Origin of the sequence: Thermocrinis albus DSM 14484, from assembly GCF_000025605.1 — a bacterium.
Taxonomy (GTDB): domain Bacteria; phylum Aquificota; class Aquificia; order Aquificales; family Aquificaceae; genus Thermocrinis; species Thermocrinis albus.
This window is the reverse complement of the sequence record NC_013894.1, coordinates 1,155,425-1,174,436: the sequence shown is the minus strand read 5'-3', so window position 1 is coordinate 1,174,436 and position 19,012 is coordinate 1,155,425. Positions and strand designations below refer to the sequence as shown.

At 48.4% G+C, this 19,012-nt stretch carries 20 protein-coding genes; 13 read left to right on the top strand and 7 right to left on the bottom strand.

What is annotated here, in order from left to right:
- Window positions 1-23 precede the first annotated feature (23 nt).
- The 3 genes from THAL_RS06395 to THAL_RS06385 are packed head-to-tail and all read left to right on the top strand — an operon-like array spanning window position 24 to window position 3,129.
- Window positions 24-578: a hypothetical protein gene (locus tag THAL_RS06395; protein ID WP_148209101.1), complete on the top strand. Its 555-nt coding sequence runs from the start codon at window positions 24-26 to the stop codon at window positions 576-578.
- Complete coding sequence (locus THAL_RS06390; RefSeq protein ID WP_012992293.1) at window positions 575-1,984, top strand: GspE/PulE family protein; 1,410 nt, start codon at window positions 575-577, stop codon at window positions 1,982-1,984. Before THAL_RS06395 ends, THAL_RS06390 begins: the two co-directional genes overlap by 4 nt.
- Entirely contained in the window at window positions 1,981-3,129 is a 1,149-nt protein-coding gene (locus tag THAL_RS06385; RefSeq protein ID WP_012992292.1) for a cell division protein FtsA, read from the top strand. The genes THAL_RS06390 and THAL_RS06385 overlap by 4 nt, the downstream gene beginning before the upstream one ends.
- Here THAL_RS06385 and THAL_RS06380 read toward each other — a convergent pair.
- Window positions 3,119-4,402, bottom strand: a complete 1,284-nt coding sequence (locus tag THAL_RS06380; RefSeq protein ID WP_012992291.1) for an amidohydrolase — start codon at window positions 4,400-4,402, stop codon at window positions 3,119-3,121. The two genes, THAL_RS06385 and THAL_RS06380, sit on opposite strands and share 11 nt — an antisense overlap.
- A 19-nt stretch (window positions 4,403-4,421) precedes the next feature.
- Between THAL_RS06380 and queF the strand changes: the two genes are divergently transcribed.
- From queF to THAL_RS06365, 3 genes are read left to right on the top strand one after another with little or no spacing between them, the layout of a single operon-like run.
- Window positions 4,422-4,799, top strand: coding sequence for a preQ(1) synthase (queF, locus tag THAL_RS06375; protein WP_012992290.1), 378 nt, complete (start codon window positions 4,422-4,424; stop codon window positions 4,797-4,799).
- 4 nt (window positions 4,800-4,803) lie between these two features.
- A complete protein-coding gene (locus THAL_RS06370) occupies window positions 4,804-5,445 on the top strand; it encodes a site-2 protease family protein (RefSeq protein ID WP_012992289.1) in 642 nt (213 codons plus the stop codon).
- The gene (locus tag THAL_RS06365) at window positions 5,442-5,873 is read left to right on the top strand and encodes a hypothetical protein (RefSeq protein ID WP_012992288.1); all 432 of its coding nucleotides are present in this window, start codon (window positions 5,442-5,444) and stop codon (window positions 5,871-5,873) included. The genes THAL_RS06370 and THAL_RS06365 overlap by 4 nt, the downstream gene beginning before the upstream one ends.
- On the opposite strand, the gene THAL_RS06360 is transcribed toward THAL_RS06365, so the two are convergent.
- Both THAL_RS06360 and miaB read right to left on the bottom strand, forming a co-directional pair.
- Entirely contained in the window at window positions 5,865-6,362 is a 498-nt protein-coding gene (locus THAL_RS06360) for a bifunctional nuclease family protein (RefSeq protein WP_012992287.1), read from the bottom strand. The two genes, THAL_RS06365 and THAL_RS06360, sit on opposite strands and share 9 nt — an antisense overlap.
- A 1-nt stretch (window position 6,363) precedes the next feature.
- Window positions 6,364-7,677 (bottom strand): tRNA (N6-isopentenyl adenosine(37)-C2)-methylthiotransferase MiaB, encoded by a 1,314-nt coding sequence (miaB, locus tag THAL_RS06355; RefSeq protein ID WP_012992286.1) that lies wholly within the window; start codon window positions 7,675-7,677, stop codon window positions 6,364-6,366.
- Between the two features lie 54 nt (window positions 7,678-7,731).
- Here miaB and THAL_RS06350 point away from each other — a divergent pair, with 54 nt between their 5' ends.
- Genes THAL_RS06350 through THAL_RS06335 form a run of 4 tightly spaced genes read left to right on the top strand, consistent with a single transcriptional unit; the run spans window position 7,732 to window position 11,651 of the window.
- Entirely contained in the window at window positions 7,732-8,232 is a 501-nt protein-coding gene (locus THAL_RS06350; protein ID WP_012992285.1) for an N-acetyltransferase, read from the top strand.
- Window positions 8,222-9,949, top strand: coding sequence for a bifunctional 3'-5' exonuclease/DNA polymerase (locus tag THAL_RS06345; protein WP_012992284.1), 1,728 nt, complete (start codon window positions 8,222-8,224; stop codon window positions 9,947-9,949). The genes THAL_RS06350 and THAL_RS06345 overlap by 11 nt, the downstream gene beginning before the upstream one ends.
- Window positions 9,949-10,605: a flagellar basal body L-ring protein FlgH gene (locus THAL_RS06340; RefSeq protein WP_169301985.1), complete on the top strand. Its 657-nt coding sequence runs from the start codon at window positions 9,949-9,951 to the stop codon at window positions 10,603-10,605. Before THAL_RS06345 ends, THAL_RS06340 begins: the two co-directional genes overlap by 1 nt.
- Window positions 10,566-11,651 carry a flagellar basal body P-ring protein FlgI gene (locus tag THAL_RS06335; RefSeq protein ID WP_012992282.1) on the top strand — a complete coding sequence of 362 codons (1,086 nt, stop codon included), beginning with the start codon at window positions 10,566-10,568 and terminating at the stop codon, window positions 11,649-11,651. The genes THAL_RS06340 and THAL_RS06335 overlap by 40 nt, the downstream gene beginning before the upstream one ends.
- On the opposite strand, the gene THAL_RS06330 is transcribed toward THAL_RS06335, so the two are convergent.
- The gene (locus tag THAL_RS06330; RefSeq protein WP_012992281.1) at window positions 11,632-12,954 is read right to left on the bottom strand and encodes a UDP-glucose dehydrogenase family protein; all 1,323 of its coding nucleotides are present in this window, start codon (window positions 12,952-12,954) and stop codon (window positions 11,632-11,634) included. The genes THAL_RS06335 and THAL_RS06330 overlap by 20 nt on opposite strands.
- A gap of 14 nt (window positions 12,955-12,968) precedes the next feature.
- Here THAL_RS06330 and THAL_RS06325 point away from each other — a divergent pair, with 14 nt between their 5' ends.
- Window positions 12,969-14,327, top strand: coding sequence for a 4-alpha-glucanotransferase (locus THAL_RS06325; RefSeq protein WP_012992280.1), 1,359 nt, complete (start codon window positions 12,969-12,971; stop codon window positions 14,325-14,327).
- On the opposite strand, the gene THAL_RS06320 is transcribed toward THAL_RS06325, so the two are convergent.
- Genes THAL_RS06320 through amrB form a run of 3 tightly spaced genes read right to left on the bottom strand, consistent with a single transcriptional unit; the run spans window position 14,309 to window position 17,364 of the window.
- The gene (locus THAL_RS06320; RefSeq protein ID WP_041434251.1) at window positions 14,309-14,860 is read right to left on the bottom strand and encodes a class II aldolase/adducin family protein; all 552 of its coding nucleotides are present in this window, start codon (window positions 14,858-14,860) and stop codon (window positions 14,309-14,311) included. The genes THAL_RS06325 and THAL_RS06320 overlap by 19 nt on opposite strands.
- Before the next feature lie 12 nt (window positions 14,861-14,872).
- Complete coding sequence (locus tag THAL_RS06315; RefSeq protein ID WP_012992278.1) at window positions 14,873-16,213, bottom strand: MFS transporter; 1,341 nt, start codon at window positions 16,211-16,213, stop codon at window positions 14,873-14,875.
- The gene (amrB, locus tag THAL_RS06310) at window positions 16,210-17,364 is read right to left on the bottom strand and encodes an AmmeMemoRadiSam system protein B (RefSeq protein WP_012992277.1); all 1,155 of its coding nucleotides are present in this window, start codon (window positions 17,362-17,364) and stop codon (window positions 16,210-16,212) included. The genes THAL_RS06315 and amrB overlap by 4 nt, the downstream gene beginning before the upstream one ends.
- Between amrB and THAL_RS06305 the strand changes: the two genes are divergently transcribed.
- Together THAL_RS06305 and THAL_RS06300 are read left to right on the top strand one after the other, a co-directional pair.
- Window positions 17,356-18,024 carry a peroxide stress protein YaaA gene (locus THAL_RS06305; protein WP_041434114.1) on the top strand — a complete coding sequence of 223 codons (669 nt, stop codon included), beginning with the start codon at window positions 17,356-17,358 and terminating at the stop codon, window positions 18,022-18,024. The genes amrB and THAL_RS06305 overlap by 9 nt on opposite strands.
- Entirely contained in the window at window positions 18,021-18,995 is a 975-nt protein-coding gene (locus THAL_RS06300; RefSeq protein ID WP_012992275.1) for a glycosyltransferase family 2 protein, read from the top strand. The genes THAL_RS06305 and THAL_RS06300 overlap by 4 nt, the downstream gene beginning before the upstream one ends.
- The last annotated feature ends 17 nt before the right edge of the window (window positions 18,996-19,012 follow it).

Below are 19,012 nucleotides of genomic sequence, written 5' to 3'. Positions count from 1 at the left end.
TTGCGTTTCTTTCTTTAATTCTTATGGTGGCGATTCCTAAGTTTCTTATACTGGACCGTTTTTTAGCAGAGAAAGGTGTTTATCTGCTGGCCCAGAAGGTACAAGAAGGCCCTCTCAGTTTGAGACTAAGTTCTGTAAAGATATACCTAGATAACCGCCTTTGGTCCCATTGGGACTATCTGGAAGTGTCCCCCTCTCTTGGTGGGATAAAGGTGATAGGAAAGTGTTCCACCGGTAGCATGGAGGTTTTTCTGGGAATAGGATGGTGGAGAGTGGAGGGTAAAGAGGTGCGTTGCATAAAGGATCTCAACATAAAGAAAGTGAATCTACATGTAGCAGAAGGTATGACGGGTGTCTTTGAAGGAGATATAAAAGATCCTTACGGCTTGATGGCGGAAAACCTGGTGATTAATTTTAAAGGAAAGGTCTTTGATCTGAGGGCCAAAGTGATGGGAACGGAGGTGGCCGGGAGCGGCCAGATAGTGGGGGACAAAATCAACGCTGTTTTGATAAGTGAGGGGACCCGTTATCTTCTTTCTGGAAATTGGAAAAACCTTCGGATACAAAGAGGGCCATGAACCTGCTTAAAGACTACCGTCTGATACCTGTGGAAGAAACAGAGGAGTACATAAAACTTTTAGCTCCGGAGGGCTATGACCCACTGGTTCTGGAGGAGATACGTTTCATCACCAACAAAGACCTACGTGTGACTTTCCTCTCTCAAGAAGAGTTCACACAACAGCTTCAGAGGGTTTTATCTCAACAGGAGATTCAGATAGAAGGCTACGACACCGAGAGGGAGGTGACAGATCTACTTCTGGAGGAATCAAGTGGACCTGCGGTGGACTTTGTCAACCAGCTTCTTATAAAGGGTGCCACCACAGGAGCTTCTGACATTCATATAGAACCCTACGAGGGTCAGTCTTACGTCAGGATAAGACTGGATGGAGTCCTTCATGACTATGTTCAAATACCCCTCTCCTTGCATCAGCAAGTGGTGGCCCGCATAAAGGTGTTGGCAGATCTTAACGTGGCCGAAAGGAGGACGCCCCAAGATGGTAAGATGAGGGTGAGGGTTGGTGGAAAAGATATAGACATAAGGGTTTCGGTAATTCCCACTGTTTTCGGAGAGAGGGTTGTTCTGAGACTTCTCTACAGGTCCGAGAAGATACTGAGTCTGGAAGAGTTGGGGCTAAGTCAAGAGGATCTTGCCAAACTTAAGAGGGCTGCCAAAAAACCCTACGGTATGATACTGGCCACGGGTCCTACGGGAGCAGGCAAGAGTACCACTCTGTACGCTCTCCTACTGGAGGTAAAGAACCCCACCAGAAACATTATCACCATAGAGGATCCCCCTGAGTACCAGTTGGAGGGAGTAAGTCAGATACAGGTAAATCCAAAGGTGGGTCTAACCTTCGCTGCGGGACTTAGAGCTATATTACGCCAAGACCCGGATGTCATCATGGTGGGTGAGATAAGAGACTCAGAAACCGCCCAGATAGCTGTCCACGCAGCTCTAACAGGCCACCTCCTTCTGTCCACCCTCCACACCAACGATGCTCCTTCCTCCATATCTCGTCTGGTGGATTTAGGTGTGGAACCTTTCCTTTTGGCATCTTCTTTGGATGTGGTGATAGCCCAGAGATTGGTGAGGAAGATATGTAACCAGTGTAAGGAACCTTACGAACCTACTGAGGAGGAGCTTAGGGAACTCTCTTTGGAGGGACACTATACCTTCTACAGGGGTAAGGGATGCCCTGCCTGCATGGGTACAGGTTACAGAGGAAGAACAGGCATCTTTGAGATCTTAGAGCTGACGGAGGATCTTAAGAAGCTCATAGTGAGGACCCAGGATGCACAGGCTATAAGAGAGGAGGCTGTAAGGAGAGGATTTAGGAGTATGTTGGAAGATGGTGTAAGAAAGGTGATGGAGGGTATCACCACGCCTGAAGAGATAATAAGGGCTGTGAGGACAGAGGCATGATAAAGAAGGTTTACACCGCTGTAGACAGCGGTAAGAGTCTCAGCGTGGAGATCAATTTACTGAGAAAAAGTTGGCGAGTTGTGAAAAAAAGGGGAGAAGAAATATGCGTCATACCTTCCTCCCAATGTTTGGTAAAGGTGGAAGAGGCCTTCACCAAGAAGTACAGAGAGTTAAAAAGTTACTATCGTATGCTGGTAGATTCCAAGTACGGACCTTTTCCTCACCAGATAAGTCTTTACGGTGATACCGTCTTTCTCTGTGTATGTAAAGAAAAACCTCCTTGCCAGCTGGTAGAACCTGAGGTGTTCGCTCTTGCCAGACTGGCATCCCTAATAGCCTCCACCTGTCTTTTGGTGGACATAGGCCAAAGAAAGACCACCTTTGTGAAGGTAGAAAACGGGATTTTAAGAGCTTACCGAGTTCTCATGAGGGGGCAAAACCATCTGGTAGACATCATATCCCATCGAAGAGGTGTATCTCACCAAGAGGCGGAAAATCTTCTCAAATCAAAAGGAACTCAGCTGGAGGAAGCTGCGGAGTTTTACAGAGAACTTATAACCTCTTCTGGTTTTGATATAAACATGCCGGTGGTTCTCACAGGTGGTGGTGCACGCACTCCCGGACTCAGAGATCTCTTCCCCCATCCTTTGGAAAACCCTTACTGTGAACCAGAGCTGGCCTCATGTCTGGGTGCCTGTCTCAGAAAAGTTCTTCCCAATCCTTATCCCGATATGGAGGATAGGGAGATAAGCAAAGAGGATCTTAGGGAGATAGCTGTGTCTTCTGCCGTGTTTTTGTTGCTTTTGGGTGTTTCTTTTTACGTAACAAACATGGCCTTTGACACAGATAAGATAAGGGAAGAGGCAAAACTTCAGTTTAAAAAAATCTTTCCTTCCGTACCTGCTGTGTCTGTGTATCAGCAGGTGAAGGCTATGAGTCTCCCGGCAGATCGGTTTCTCCTCACCGAGAAACTTCAGGAAGCATCCCGTTACACAAAAGAAGGTATGAAGATATACAGTATAGAGTACGATGGTACACGCCTTGTTATAAAGGGAGAAGCTTCCGAGAAGACCCTTCAGGATGTCCCTGTTAAAGCCATCAAAAAAACACCCTCAGGTAACGTAGCTTTTGAACTCAGTTTCTGATCTTTTGGAGGATCTTCTCCTTCCATCTTTTTGCCACAAACTTCACCTCCTCCTCGTCTATCGTTTTCAACTCCCTCTTCTCCATGAGGACACGCCCTTTACACACTACTGTGTCTATATCAGAAGATTTCGCACTGTAAACCAGCTGAGCTATCGGATCGTAGAGGGGCTGAAGGTGTAGGCCTGATGTATCTACCAGTATGAGATCCGCCTCGTAACCCGGTTCTATGAGACCGGCCTTTATGTTAACTGCCTGGAAACCCATCTGTGTGGCTACCTTCAGGGCTGTGGGAGCATCTATGGCACCGGGATCTCCCGTCACACCTTTTTGTAACTTCACCATGGTGCTCATCTCCTCCAACATGTCCAAATTATCGTTGGAGGCCGGTCCGTCTGTACCGAGACACACGTGAACACCCCTCTTCAGGTAATCGCTGACAGGTGCTATACCCGACCCTAACTTGAGATTACTTTCGGGACAGTGAAGCACCTTGGCTCCCCTGTGAGCTATCAGGTCCCTTTCAAAGGGCTCTGTCCAAACCACATGAGCCATCAGGAGGTTTGGTGCCAGAAGACCCAGGTGGTCCAGATAAGCCACGGGTGTTTTCCCGTATTGTTCTTTTATGGACTGAAACTCGTGGAGTGTTTCCGATACGTGTATGTGGATGTAAAGACCCTCCTCATCCGCCAGTGCCTTCACCTTCCTTAATGTGTCGGGACCACACGTGTAAGGGGCATGAGGACAGAGAACAGGAAACACCAGATCCTCTCCCTTCAGATTTCTGGCAAACTCCCTGGCTCTTGCCAGATACTCTTCCTGAGTTTTGGCCACTTTGGTGGGAAAATCCAGTATACCAAACCCAAGCCCTACCCTTATTCCCACCTCCTTAGCCACTTTAGCTATCTCCTCTTCAAAAAAGTACATATCCATAAGGAGAGTAGTTCCCGATTTTATAGCCTCCGCTATTCCCAAAAGAGCTCCATCTCTCACAAACTGGGGAGATACAAACTCACTCTCAAGGGGCCATATGACCTTCTGTAACCAGTCCATGAGAGGAAGATCCGCACCTATACCCCTGAGGAGACTCATGGAGATGTGGGTATGCATGTTGGCGAAGGAAGGAAACAGTAACTTACCCTCTGCTTTTATCGTGTAGCGAGCTTCTTCCTCTATGCCCTCTTCCACACGGATGATGACGCCATCCTTTACACCTACGTCCAAAACCTTTCCTTTCTGAGGTATGTAAGCTCCTTTTATCAAAAGGTCCAGCATGTGGTATATTTTAAATCTCATGGAGAAGAAGTACGGAGAACTGGCCATAGAACAGGCGCAGCTAGAACCGTGGGAAAACCCTTATCCCGATAGGGATTATATGATAGAGATAACTTTCCCGGAGTTCTCGTGCCTTTGCCCCAGATCGGGCTATCCCGATTACGCTACCATAAAGATAAGGTACATACCCGATAAGTACATTGTGGAACTAAGGTCTCTGAAGCTATGGCTCAACAAGTTCAGGAACCGTTATATATCTCACGAAGCGGCCACCAATGAGATCTACAACGCCCTCTACAGTCTACTGAGGCCTCGCTTTCTGGAAGTGATAGGGGACTTTAACCCAAGGGGTAACGTTCACACTATCGTTAGGGTGAGAAGCGACTCCCAATACTGAGGCTATGGATATACAGAGTCTTGTGGTGTCTCTTCCTGCTCTCATGATGGCGGTGGTACTCCACGAGTACGCCCACGGGTGGATGGCCTTCAAGATGGGGGATACCACCGCTTATAAGGAAGGGAGGCTTACCATAAACCCTATCCCCCACATAGATCCCTTCGGTACCATCCTGCTGCCTGCCATCCTCATGCTCTTAGGATCACCTATACTTTTCGGATGGGCAAAACCTGTTCCCATAAATCCTCTGAACTTTAGGGATCTCAGAAAGGGTACCTTCTTGGTATCGGTAGCAGGTATAGGTATGAACTTTCTGCTGGCTGTCCTGTTCGGCGTTCTTTACAGGCTTATAGATTCTGGTTATCTTGACTTCATGGGCAGTAGCATTTTGGTACCTCTTGCCATCTTCTCCGCCAAATCGGTGTTTATCAACTTGGTTTTAGCCATATTCAACGCTGTACCTATCCCGCCTCTTGACGGAAGTAGGGCCGTTATGAGTTTCCTTTCTTTCAGACACTGGGAGCTCTTTTACAGGTTTGAGGTTTACGGATTTCTCGTCATAAGCCTTCTCCTCTTTACAGGTGTGCTTCAGAAGATAATATATCCACCCCTCATACTCCTCTACAGCATAATATTAGGAGCATGAGGTCCTGGAGCTATCTGATACAACTCAGAGGATACACAGAAAGGGGTGAAGCTAAGGAAGCCTCCGCCCTATACGTAGTTTCTGTACCTATGGATGAGAATATTCTCAAAGCTACAGGTATGGAGTGCTACGCCACCCATTACCTTCCTCCCAGCGCCGCTGTCCTTCAGGGTATGGCCTACGCGGTAGGCATAGACAGAGTGCTTCAGAACCCGGAAGAATACAGGATTATGGGCTACAGAGAAGATATGGACCTATACATCTTCAAAGAGGGTGTTACCTTTAAGGAAGGCTTGGTGGAGGTCTTCCGACTACTCCTCGAAGAACTTTCATCACAGGGTGTAGTGGAGGTGATGCCGGTTTTGGATGTAGGATCACCTCCGGAAGATGTGATGATGGAGTGCCTGCAAAAGGCTCTCTCAGCTTAAGCCCTTCTCAAAATCTTCCGGTCGTAGGTTCTCCAACCACTCCCTCAGTTTCCTCTTTTCCTCATCCTCTCTCTCTTCTTCGCCTTCCGGTTTGGGCACCTTAGATTTTTCCAGAACATGTTCTTCCACAAATATGGGTGCTTCAAAGCGAAGAGCCAGGTTAATGGCGTCACTGGGTCTTGAGTCCAACACCAGCAGGTTGTTACCTTGCTGTATGTATATCTCCGCGTAGTAGGTGCTGTCTCTGAGGTCGTTGATGACCACCTTCTCCACTCTACCCCCCATCTCCGTTATGACTTTTTTGAGAAGTTCGTAGGTCATAGGACGCGGAGGTTCCACCTTCTGCAGTTCTCTTGCTATACTGTCAGCTTCAAAGATGCCTATCCATATAGGAAGCATAAGTTCCTCGTTATCCTTACCTCTCAGAACTACTATGGGCATCTGGGAAACAGGGTCCAGTGTTATGCCGTGTACCACCATCTCTATCATGTCAGGCCTCCACCTCTTCTAATATAATCCCCTCCATGCTGAAAGGCTGGGAGCGGGTGATCCTCACTCTAACTGTTTTCCCCAACATATCTTCCGAGCCCTCCACAGATACCCAGCGGTTTGTCCTCGTCCTTCCCACCAGTTTTCCGTCCTGCCAGGATTCTAATAGGACTTCCTGAACTGTACCTTCGTAACTACGCGCTATCTCTGCCAGAATCTCCTTCTGCAAGCTCAAGAGGCGAGACATCCTGTCTGTCTTCACTTCGTCCGGTATCTGTCCTTCCATGTAAGCGGCGGGTGTGTCTGGCCTCGGAGAGTACTTGAAAGAAAAGACCTGTTCGAACCTAACCTTACGCAGTACATCCAAGGTTTCTTCAAAATCCTCCTCTGTCTCGGTGGGAAAACCTACGATAATGTCGGTGGAGAAGGTTATACCCGGTACGTACTCCCTAAGCATATGGATCTTCTCCAGGTACTCCTCCTTTGTGTAGTTCCTCTCCATAAGTTTCAGAATTCTGTTGGAACCTGACTGCACAGGAAGGTGCAGATGCTCACATATCTGAGGTATATCTCCCATAGCTTTAGCTATCCTCTCATCCATATCGGAAGGGTGGCCTGTGGTGAAACGTATCCTCTCTACACCTGGTATTTCTGCAACTCTATACAACAGCTCCGAAAAGTGGATGTTTATGTCCTGTCCCCACGCCGTCACGTTCTGGCCTAAGAGATGTATCTCTTTAACACCATCGGCCACCAGCCACCTTACCTCCTCCAGTATGCTCTCTAAGCTCCTGGATCTCTGCCTTCCTCTGGTTTTGGGTACCACACAGTAGGTACAGTGTTTGTCACACCCCTTCATAACAGTCACATAGGCACAGTAGGCGTTGTCTCTCACTGTCTTGAACTCCCACATTCTGTCCTCGTCCTCTGGAGGTTCTTCCAGTATGGCTATGGCTCTGTAGCCTGCCTGTGCCTGCTGTATGAGTTCGGGAAGGTGATGTATGTTAAAGGAAGAAAACATAAGGTCCACCACGGGAGCCTTCTCCACCAGTTGCCATCCCATCCGTTGGGCCAAGCAACCGCACACACCTATGATGACCTCCGGTCTTTTCTCCTTTATCTTCTTGTACTCACCCAGATGGGAATAAACCTTCTGATCGGGTTTTTCTCTGATGGTACAGGTGTTTATAAGGATCAGATCTGCCTCTTCGGGGGTATCGGCCGGTTTGTAACCCATGTGATGCAATATCCCCTTTATGCGTTCCGAGTCGTTAAAGTTCATCTGACAGCCAAAGGTTTTTATGTAATACTTCATAGATAAGAAATTTAGATTTTCTCGGAAAGAGAGTCAAGGTATAAATTTTTTCCTATGTTTGTCAGAAAAGCCTTTGTAAAGGATGCGCCGGACATATACAATCTTGTCAATCTCTATGCCAGAGATGGGCTCCTCCTTCCCAGAAGTATGAGTTCCATATACGAGGACATAAGGGATTTCTGGGTGTGCGAGGAAGAAGGTAAACTGGTGGGATGTGCAGCCCTGCACGTGGTATGGGAGGACCTTGCGGAGATAAAAAGCCTTGCGGTAGCACCTCATATGAAGGGTAAAGGAATAGGTGGTCTTCTGGTGAGAGCGTGTGTAGAAGAGGCAAAGCAGTTAGGTATAAGGAGAGTGTTTGTACTTACCTATGCGGTAGGATTCTTTGAGAAACACGGCTTTAAAACCATACCCAAGGATAAGTTACCTCACAAGGTGTGGGGTGAGTGTATCAACTGTATCAAGTTTCCCTCCTGCGACGAGACCGCCATGTGGATAGAGTTGGACACTTGTGTAGAGGAGCTCGGTGTAGTGGATCTGAGGCATGAGGTTTGAGTACATAACCTCCCCTGAGGGACTTCTTAAGGTTAAGGAAAAACTATCTCCTGAGGCTGTGCTCTTCTTGGATACGGAGACAACAGGTGACAGACTGAGACTGGTACAGTTGGGAGGCCAAGGAGAGATCTTCCTTCTGGACCTTTTTGAACTGGGAGAAAGGGGTGTTCTGTTTCTTAAGGAGCTTCTCTCCCAGAAAGGTGTGGTGGGACACAACCTGAAGTTCGATCTTAAGTACCTCTACAGGTACCATATAGAGCCTTACGCTGTTTTTGATACTATGGTGGCCAGTCAACTGCTGGCGGAGCTGGACAGACACTCCCTCCAGAGTGTGGCCATGCATTACTTGGGTCAGGTTTTGGACAAGAGCCTGCAGTTGTCCGACTGGGGTAGCAGGGTCCTTACCAAGGCACAACTGGAGTACGCTGCCCTCGATGTGGTGGTGGTAAGAGATCTTTTTCCCATACTTCTTGAAAAACTCAACCAGTGTCCTGTAAGAGAGGAGATCCTTCTGAAGACACGTACTTCCCGTGTGTTCGGTCTTCAGAACCCCGTTGCCATAGTGGAGATGGCTTTTGTACAGGAGGTGGCCAAGCTGGAGCTGAACGGTCTTCCGGTGGATACTCAAGAGTTGGAGTCCGTCTTCAGAGAGTACTCAAGGAAAGTACAGAGAATGATCATGGACTTTATCAGCACGCACCGTGTGGATCCTATGTCACCTAAGCAGCTGGGCGAGTTCCTCACCAGACGGTTAGGTCTTGATCTTCCTAAGACAGAGAAGGGGAATGTGTCCACCGATGACAAAGCTCTGTCGGAACACGCTCACCATCCTGTGGTGAGACACATACTGGAGATAAGGGCCAGTAAGAAGATTTTGGACAAGCTGGAGGAGATAAGGGAGAATCTGAGGGGAAACAGGGTATACCCGGAGTTTAAACAGATAGGAGCTGTGACAGGTAGGATGGCTTCCTCTAACCCTAACGTCCAGAACATCCCAAAGGACCTAAGGAGGATATTCAAGGCGGAGGAAGGAAACCTATTTGTGATAGCAGACTTCTCTCAGATAGAGCTGAGGATAGCGGCCGAGTATGTGGGAGAGATCAGGATGATAAGGGCTTTCCAGGAGGGCAGAGATCTTCACAGATACACCGCCAGCATCCTCCTCGGTAAGAGAGAGGAGGACATCACAAAAGAGGAAAGGCAGCTGGCAAAGGCTGTCAACTTCGGTCTTATATACGGCATATCGGCCAAGGGGCTCTCCCAGTATGCCGCTACTTATGGCATAGATCTTCCGGTAGAGGAAGCGCAGGCTATAAGGGAGAGGTTCTTCAGCTACTTTGAGGGTTTCAGAGATTGGCACAACAGGGTAAAAGAAGAGCTTAAAAAGACAGGAAAGTCTTCCGGACACACCCTGCTGGGTAGAAGTTACGTGGCACACACCTTCCCGGACGCTGTCAACTATCCCATACAGGGTACCGGTGCTGATCTTCTCAAGCTGGCTGTCCTTATGCTGGACGCTGAGCTAAGAAAGGAAGGCATCCCAGCCAAGGTGGTGAACTTGGTCCACGACGAGATAGTACTGGAGTGTCCACAGGAGGTAGCTCAGGAAGTTCAAACCTTACTGGAGAGAGCCATGAAAAGAGCCGGCAGTATAATACTGAAGAGGGTACCTGTGGAGGTGGAGGTTACGGTAAAGGAAAGATGGGAAAAGGAGTGATGTGGCTGATAGGTTTGCTGTTAATGTTAGTCTCATGTGCCCAGAAGGTAGTATCAGTAGAGGAGTATGAAGCAAGAAACCCTTATCCAGGCCAAACTCAACAGGTACATTACTCTTCTATGGGGAGTATAATGCCCTCGGAGGGGTTCGTCTCCCTTTACTCGGACACAAAAGCCAGGAGAGTGGGGGACGTTATCTACGTACTGCTGGTGGAGAGTTTAAACGCCGTTGAGAGTGTCGCAAACCAAACGTCCAGATCGGCCACTTTTAAGGAGGGTGTGGCCAGTCTCTTTGGTATCTCTAAGGACGTCCTTGACCAGCTATCTGCGCAGGGTGGTGGTCAGATGAGTACTAAGGGGAGCGGTAAGTTCCAACAGTCAGCCGTCATCAGCACACGTATGGCAGGGAGGGTTATGAAGGTGTACCCTAACGGGTCTATGCTCATAGAGGCTAAGAAGAACTTTTATTGGAACAACGTAAGTAGAGAAATGGTTCTAAGAGGAGTGGTGAGAGGGGAGGACATAGATGCCACCAACACGGTAAGCAGTGACAAGATAGCCAATCTCGAAGTGATAGTGGAGGGAAGAGGGTTCACGGTGGACGGAGGTAACCCAGGATGGCTGGCGAGATTGTTGGCAAAGGTTTTACCCTTCTGATACTGCTGGTAACTGTTTCCTTTGCCGCCAAAATAAGAGACATAGCCACTGTAGAAGGTAACAGGAGCAACTACCTTGTGGGGTACGGTCTCGTAGTGGGTCTAAAGGGTACGGGAGATGGGAAGAGTACCCTCTTCACTGTAAGGAGTATAGCCAACATGTTACAGAGAATGGGTGTGAGTGTGGATCCAAGGAGAATGACTGTGAAGAACGTGGCAGCGGTCATGGTTACCGCCAAACTTCCCCCTTATGCAAAACCTGGTATGAGGATAGATGTGGAGGTATCTTCTATAGGTGACGCCAAGAGCCTGGAGGGTGGGACATTACTTCTCACCCCTCTGGTGGGTCCCGACGGCCAGATCTACGCCTTGGCACAGGGGCAGGTTGTGGTCTCTGGTTACGAAGCGAGAGGAGCTGCTGCAAGACAGGTACAGAACGTGCCCACCGTAGGTAGGATACCCAACGGAGCTATCGTGGAGAGGGGATTAAGCTATCCTCAGGATGTAAGGGAGATAAACCTTTATTTGGATAATGCCAGTTTTTCCTTGGCCAAAAAGATACAAGATATCATAAACGCACGGTTCCAGGCACAGGTAGCTCAGGCAGTAGATGCTTCCACCGTTAGGCTGAAAATACCGGAAGGTATGGATATGGTGAGTTTTCTAGCACAAGTGGAGGATTTGGACATAGATGTGCCCGCCGTAGCCAAGGTGGTGATAGACTCAAGGTCAGGCACTGTTCTCCTAGGGGGTGATGTTACCATAGCGCCCGTCAGTGTGACGGTAGGTACCCTTACCGTCACCGTAAAGGAAGCACCTGAGGTGGTACAACCGCCTCCCCTTTCGAGGGGGGAGACAGTGGTGGTACCTAGGACGGAGCTGAAGGTGGAAGAAAAGGAGAGGAGAATTATGGAACTTAGGGGAGCTACCGTGAGTCAGCTGGTGGAGTCTCTTAACAGGATAGGCGCCACACCCCGTGAGATAATAGCCATACTTCAGGCTATGAAGGCAGCGGGAGCCCTCAGAGCTAAGCTGGAGGTTCTTTAACACCTCTCCCCATACAGTGGTACTCAAAACCCAGCTGTTTCATAACGGAAGGTTCGTATATGTTTCTACCATCCACCACTATAGGTAGTTCCATGAGCTCTTTTACCCTCAAAAGATCCACATGTTGAAACTCTTCCCATTCGGTGAGGATAAGAAGAGCGGAGGCACCCTCCACCGCTGTGTAGGGATCGGGAGCATACTTTAGATCGTCACCTTCTGGAAACACACGCCTAAAGTTCTCCATAGCCTTTGGATCATACAGCACCAACCGGGCACCCTCTTTCAGAAGGAGAGGAACCAGCTTGGTAGACACAGCCTCCCTTATGTCGTCGGTGTTAGGTTTAAAGGACAAACCCCACACCGCCAGTTTCTTACCCTTGAGACTCCACAGAGAGGATCTCACCTTTTCCATAAATCTCTCAATACGCCTTCTGTTTATCTTCTCCACCTCCCTCAGAAGCCCGAAGTCCACACCGTTATCCTCAGCCATCTTTATGAAGGCCCTCACATCCTTAGGAAAACAACTACCACCCCACCCTAAGCCGGCGTTGAGGAACTCCCTGCCTATCCGTTTGTCAAAACCCATTCCGTCGGCCACCAGTTTTATGTCAGCACCTACCTTCTCACAAAGATCGGCTACCATGTTGATGTAAGAGATCTTCATGGCTAAGAAGGAGTTGGAAGCATGCTTTATAAGCTCGGCTGTAGCCGGATCCGTATAGATTATGGGGCAGTTGAAACCTGCATAGAGCTCCTCAAAGATCTTCCTGGCCCTCTCGCTCTCCACGCCTATCACGATTCTGTCAGGATACAGAAAGTCTCTTATAGCGCTCCCTTCCCTTAAGAACTCAGGGTTAGAAGCTACATCGTAAGGTACGTCCTTTTTCTTTAGGTATCTCTCCACCGTCCTCTTTATGAGCTTGTGAGTGTTTACCGGTACTGTGGATTTCTCTACCAGTAGTTTGTAAGATGTCATCAGCTTAGCTGTTTCTCTTGCCACCTCCTCTACCTGTGATAGATCCGCAGAACCGTCTTCACTTTGGGGTGTTCCCACACATATGAATATAACATCTGAAAACTGAATACCTTCCTCGAGAGAGGAGGTCACACCCAGTCTACCCGCTTTTAAGTTCTCTCTTAACATCTCCTCCATACCTGGCTCGTAGATGGGGACCTCTCCCCTCCTCAGCATATCCACCTTAAGCGGGATCTTTTCTACCAGAAGCACCTCATGACCCAGATGGGCAAAACAGACCGCCGTCGTAAGTCCTACATACCCAGCACCCACCACCGTTATGCGCATGCTAATATTTTACAGTGCGCCGCGCTGGGCTCCTCCTTCATATAACTTCTCTACCTTCACCTTTTGGTATAGGCGATATGGGACCCTCCGCTTACAGCTTCGTGGATTTTCTGAAAGAAGGGGGACAGAGCCTGTGGCAGGTTCTCCCCATACATCCTGTGCTAGCTGAGGGTGATTTTTCTCCTTACTATCCTGCCTCCCTCTTTGCGGGTAACCCTCTCCTCATAAGCCCACAGCTTTTACAGCGTTGGGGGCTTGTTTCCGACAAAACGCTGGAAACCTATAAAAGGAAGCCATCAGGCAGGATAAGTTACCGGAAGGTATGTCTTACAAAGGCTCGCTTACTGGAGGAGGCTGCTTCCAACTTCAGCTGGTGGGAGGATCTTAGGAAGTTTGAGGAGGATAACAGTTTCTGGCTTGAAGACTATGCGGTTTTTGAAGCTGAGAGGATCAGTAAGAAGGTAAGGGAAGAGGATGTACTGAAGGTGAAGATAACCCAGTATCTCTTCTTCCGTCAGTGGTTCATGTTGAAGGAGTATGCCAACAGGCAAGGTGTGCTCATAGTGGGTGATCTTCCCATGTATCCAGCACCCAACAGTGCGGATGTTTTGAGCCGACCTTATCTTTTTGACAACACTCTGGTAGCGGGTGTTCCACCTGACAGATTCAACGAAAGGGGACAGTGGTGGGGAAATCCTGTCTATCGGTGGGAGAAACATCTGCAGGAGAACTTCCAGTGGTGGGTAGAAAGGGTAAGACACGCTCTGCGCCTCTTTGATATACTGCGCTTTGATCACTTTAGGGGGTTCGTAGCTTACTGGGCTTTCCCTGTCAGAAGATGGTTGGAGGCACCCGGCTGGGACCTGATGAAACTCCTCAGGGATGAATTTCCTAACGCCACCTTCATAGCGGAGGATCTTGGACATATAACCCCCGACGTGGAAACCCTTAGGGATGCTTTTGGTTTTTACTCTTCACGGGTTTTGGCCTTTGCCTTCTACCATAAGGACTCTCCACATCTTCCCCACCGCCACACCAACAGGTGTGTGGTATACACCACCACCCACGATCTCAAACCGCTGAAGGACTGGTATTATGAAGATCTGACTCCAGAAGAGAGGAGTTTTCTGCACAGTTACACCTGGTGTACTCAGGAAAACCTGGTGAGTTGTATGTTGAAGATGGCCTACATGTCGGTGGCAGATCTCTGCATAGTGCCCCTACAGGACGTGCTGGGTCTCGGAAAAGAGGCCCGCATGAACGTCCCAGGAACACAGAAAGGAAACTGGAGGTGGTGTTTAAAAAATCTGCCCTCTGAAGAGGTAGCCTCTTATCTAAGGCAACTGTCAGATACCTACGGAAGAGTCTCCTGAAGTATCCTGCAGGATCTTTCTAAGACCGATATCCAGCCATAGGCTTTCATGGGATCTCTGTCCGCTGCAAAAACACCGTGCCCCCTTACCACCACCAGAGAGTTGTCCTGCAGAAGGTTAGCCACCGCCTCCGCGAGAGCCTCACTTCCCGAAGGAAGGTCCTCCACCACACACACCTCCTTCAGAAGTATCTTACCCTCCGAGTCTACCGGTATTATCTTTTCTTCTCTTAAAGACAGAGAAACGGTAGCAGGTGGGTGAGCGTGCACCACGGCCCTGTGAGATGTACGAAGGTATACCTCTCTGTGGACCGGCATCTCGGAAGAAGCCCTCTCCAAAAGTGGGGTAGTACCCAACAGAGGTAGCAGGATAAGATCTTCCTCTGTAAGCTCTCCAAGGTGACTGCCGGTGCGGGTAATGATGATTTTATCGTCTATCCTAAAGGAGATGTTGCCGGCGCGAGCATCCACCAATCCTTCTTGGTAGAGGAGATGAGCCGCTTTCAGTATCTTTCTTACCGCCCATTTAAGCATCTTCATATCAGTTTAACTGATATCTTCCAGAGATCTGCCTCTTGTTTCCTTACCCCTAAGGGTGTAAAGGAAGAAGGCTGTAAAGCCCACCATCCAAAGAGAGGCAAGACCGATGACGCCTAACCTGTAGTCCTGCTGCGACACAGCCACCAAAAGAGGCGATACGAAAGACCCGCTCACTCTACCCACGAGAGACATAAGACCTATAGCGTAAGCCCTTATGGGAGATGGATAGATCTCTGTGGCTAAAACGTATGCTACAGAGGCAAAAGAGTAACCTACGAGGGAGTAAAGGAAAAAGGTAGTCTTAAGATCAAAGATGGGCACCAAGAAAAGGGAGCTGAACATGAGGGAGCAAAAGCTCACAGCAAGACCCATAACCTTTCTACCTATCCTGTCACTAAGATAAGCCACCACAAGACCACCTAAGAGACCTCCCACACTGCCGAACATGAGTACAGAGGGCACGTCGGTACCTTTCAGGCCGTAAACCTCCGTAAGAACTATGGGTAGAAGAGCCTGCATGCCGTAGTAAGTGGTGAGAATAGTAAAGCTCATACTGGCACTGAAGAGAAAGCGCCACCTGTAGCGAGAGAGAATAAGACGAGTAGCATCCCACAGACTCCCTTCGTACACGGGTACCATACACTTTTCCACATTAGGCCTTACACCTGCATAGCTCTCTATGCTGCTCACGATCCTCTCAGCTTCCCACAATCTGCCTTTGGCTATAAGCCAACGGGGTGACTCAGGAACATACAGTCTTACTACAAAGGCCAACAACGCTATCACACCACCCAGCAGAAAAGCCCACCTCCACCCGGTTTCACCCAAGAACCTAAGTAAGTACAGTGTGGTGAGAGAAGCCATGAGACTTCCCAGATTCCACAAAGCCGTTATGGTACCATCCACCTTCCCCCTGTGTCTTGCGGGAACAAATTCATCTATGGCAGACTGTATGGCGGTGAACTCACCACCTAAACCAGCACCCGCCATGAGACGAAACAGAAGGACGCTCCAAAGATCTGTGGCAAAGCCTGTAAGAAAAGTACCACCCGAGTAGAGGAGGAGGGTAAGTAGAAATAACTTCTTCCTCCCCCATCTGTCTGCCAAGTAACCGAAGACCAAAGAACCTAACACTGTACCCACCAGAAAACTACTTATAACTAAAGAAGACTGCTCCTTTGTTATTCCTAAATCTGATGTCATACTGCGCAAAACAGCGGTTACTATCACCACTTCAAAGGCATCGAGAACCCACGTTATACCCAGTGCAAAGAGGAAACGCCAGTGGAAGCTGGTCCAAGGGAGAGCATCCAGCCTACATGTTATGTCGGTTTCTATCTGTTTCATGACACAGGAAAAACTAAGCTGGCGTAAGAAACCACCGAGTCGGTCAGCTCTTCTACGTACTTCCTGTAGTCTAAGAGTCTTCCTTCTGCTGATCCTAGTCTCTTGAGGAGGGCACCAAAAAGATAGTTGGTGTACTGTCCATCTATTCGGGTTATATTATCGGTCTCCCACAGAAAACGGTAAGCCTCCGGATAATAAAGTTTACGCATAAGCTCCAGATATTTCATATCGGTAAGAGAAGGATCGTAAGAGGAAGGATCCCCAAACTTCCTACCTACGTGACTCATATCCACACTGGATATAACAACAAGATCATCTTTGTAAGGTCTCAAGATTACTTCCATAAAGTCTGCCACCTCCTCCATAAACTCTGTGCTTGCATGAGCCACTATCATAGGAATCACCTTAGCCTTCGGCCACAGCATTTTAACATAGAGGGCCTGAAACTCTATGGAATGCTCCTCCACATAGGCCACAGTATCTTCGAAAACCCAGTCTCCGAATCTCTGCACGATCCTTTTAAGAAGGGAGTCTTCCACCTCCAAAATACCGAAAGGTGTCTTTATGCCAACAGGTAGAAAGGATATAGGATGACGGTGAAAGTAATGGGACACACCCATTATGATGACGAGGTGATAAGACCCCTCCAGTCTACCGTAGGCCTGCCAGTAAGTTTCTTTTGCCACCCTTAGGTCCATGTGGGGCACCATTACGCCCAAAGCGCGCTCCTTTGGTTTAATGTCCGCTCCCACCAAGAAGTTTCTGCAGCTGTCCGCATCTTCCGGATAAACTACACCCGCGTGGCTAGGTTCCAAGTAACCCCTGTCTCTTATCTCTGTCTCTATCTGTTGGAGTATCTGCTGTAATCTCCCGTTCTGCAGAAGGAGTGCCCTGTCTAAAGCCCACAGCACATCCCTTAACTCTTCCTCCGAAAGGAGTTTTCCTGTTCTTCGTAAGAAGTCTGCCTTTATATCCAAAAGGTCTCTACTACCGTCCATAAGATGCATAAGGAGAAGAACCGACCCGTTCACCAAAAGACCCTCCCCTAGACCGTAAGCATTCTTCACATAGAATTTATCACCCAAAGGCTGTACCGTGAAGGGAGCCACCTGAGGCTTTAAACCCATCATATAATAATAGTTATGCTCCATCTTCTCCCCTCCACAAAAAAACAGTCCAGAATGATCCTCAAAGACACACCTTCCTTCAGCATACAGGATTATCCTTTTCCACGCCTCAACCCCCAACGTCTGAAGATGATGGAGTGCACCCATGCCAATATGGATAACCTCCTACCCGTGTGGAGAAGGTACAAAGGTCCCTTCTGGGAAAGCTTGGAGTTCTGGGTTCTACCTCCCCCCGTCCAGAAAAGGTTAGCGGAGAGATCTGTTGTTATGTCTCCCCTCTTGGGACTGGTTCATATAGATACACCCATTCCTTACGCTCCCATTGGTTGGAAAGATGTATGTAACGGCAAGAGGGTCGGAGAGCTCTGGAGGTCTTATATCAGAGAACTTACCAAGGAGATATTCTCAGATCAGGTGGTTTTCTCCTTCTTGGGTAGAGAGGAAGAGAAGCTGGTGGACCTTAGCAAAGCGAAGTTGGTGGTTCGGTTCATCTACCGAAAGAAGGGAAGGGTTGTTACTAACTCACAACCCCATAGGGCCTTCACCCTTAGGTACATAGAGGAGAAAAACCTCTCACCAGACCACTTGGAAAAAATAAACTTTTACGACTACAGGGTCACCCATAAGGAACTGAGAGATAACGTACTGACAGTAATTCTTGAAAGTGAGGGAAGGTACATATGATATCGGTGGTGATTCCCGCTTACAACGAGGAGGAGAGCATACCTATACTTTACCGCAAGCTGAAGGAAGTTTTAGAAAAACTGGGAGAAGATTACGAAATACTGTTTGTGGATGATGGATCCACCGACAATACCTTCGCTGTCCTCAAAGAGCTGGCCAGTCAGGATGAGAAACTGAAGATCATAAGGTTTAGGAGGAACTTTGGCCAAACGGCTGCCCTGTATGCCGGCTTTCAGTATGCAGAGGGGGATATCATCATCACCATGGATGCTGATCTGCAGAACGATCCAGAAGACATACCTCTCCTTCTTCAAAAGGTGAGGGAAGGTTACCACGTGGTAAGTGGATGGAGAAAGGACAGAAAGGATCCCTTCCTCTCAAGGCGCCTGCCTTCTATGATAGCCAACTGGATAATATCCAAGGTAACTGGCGTTCATCTTCACGATTACGGCTGCACCCTGAAAGCTTACAGGGCTGATATAGCCAAAAAGCTGGAGCTTTACGGTGACATGCACAGATTTCTTCCTGCATTAACTCAACGTTTTGGTGCCAAGGTTACGGAAGTGGTAGTAAGACACCACCCGAGAAGGTACGGAAAATCCAAGTACGGTATAGGTAGAACTGTGCGAGTTCTTTTGGACATACTTTTGGTTAAGTTTCTAAACGATTATATGACGAAACCCCTCTACGTGTTCGGTGGTATTGGCCTCATACTTCTGACTTTAGGGCTTCTCACACTCCTTTACCTTTTTGGTGTGAAGATACTAGCTGATGAAGACATAGGTAGGAGGCCTCTCCTTCTACTGGGTGTGTTGTTGGTACTGGCAGGGATTCAACTGGCGTCTACGGGAATACTGGCCGAGATGTTGGTGAGGATTTACTACGCAGGTAAAGGAGAAAAACCTTACGTGGTGGAAGAAACCATTAACGTGGAACCAAAAAGTTATGATAGTTACCATACTCAACATTGAGGAAAGAAGGTAAATAT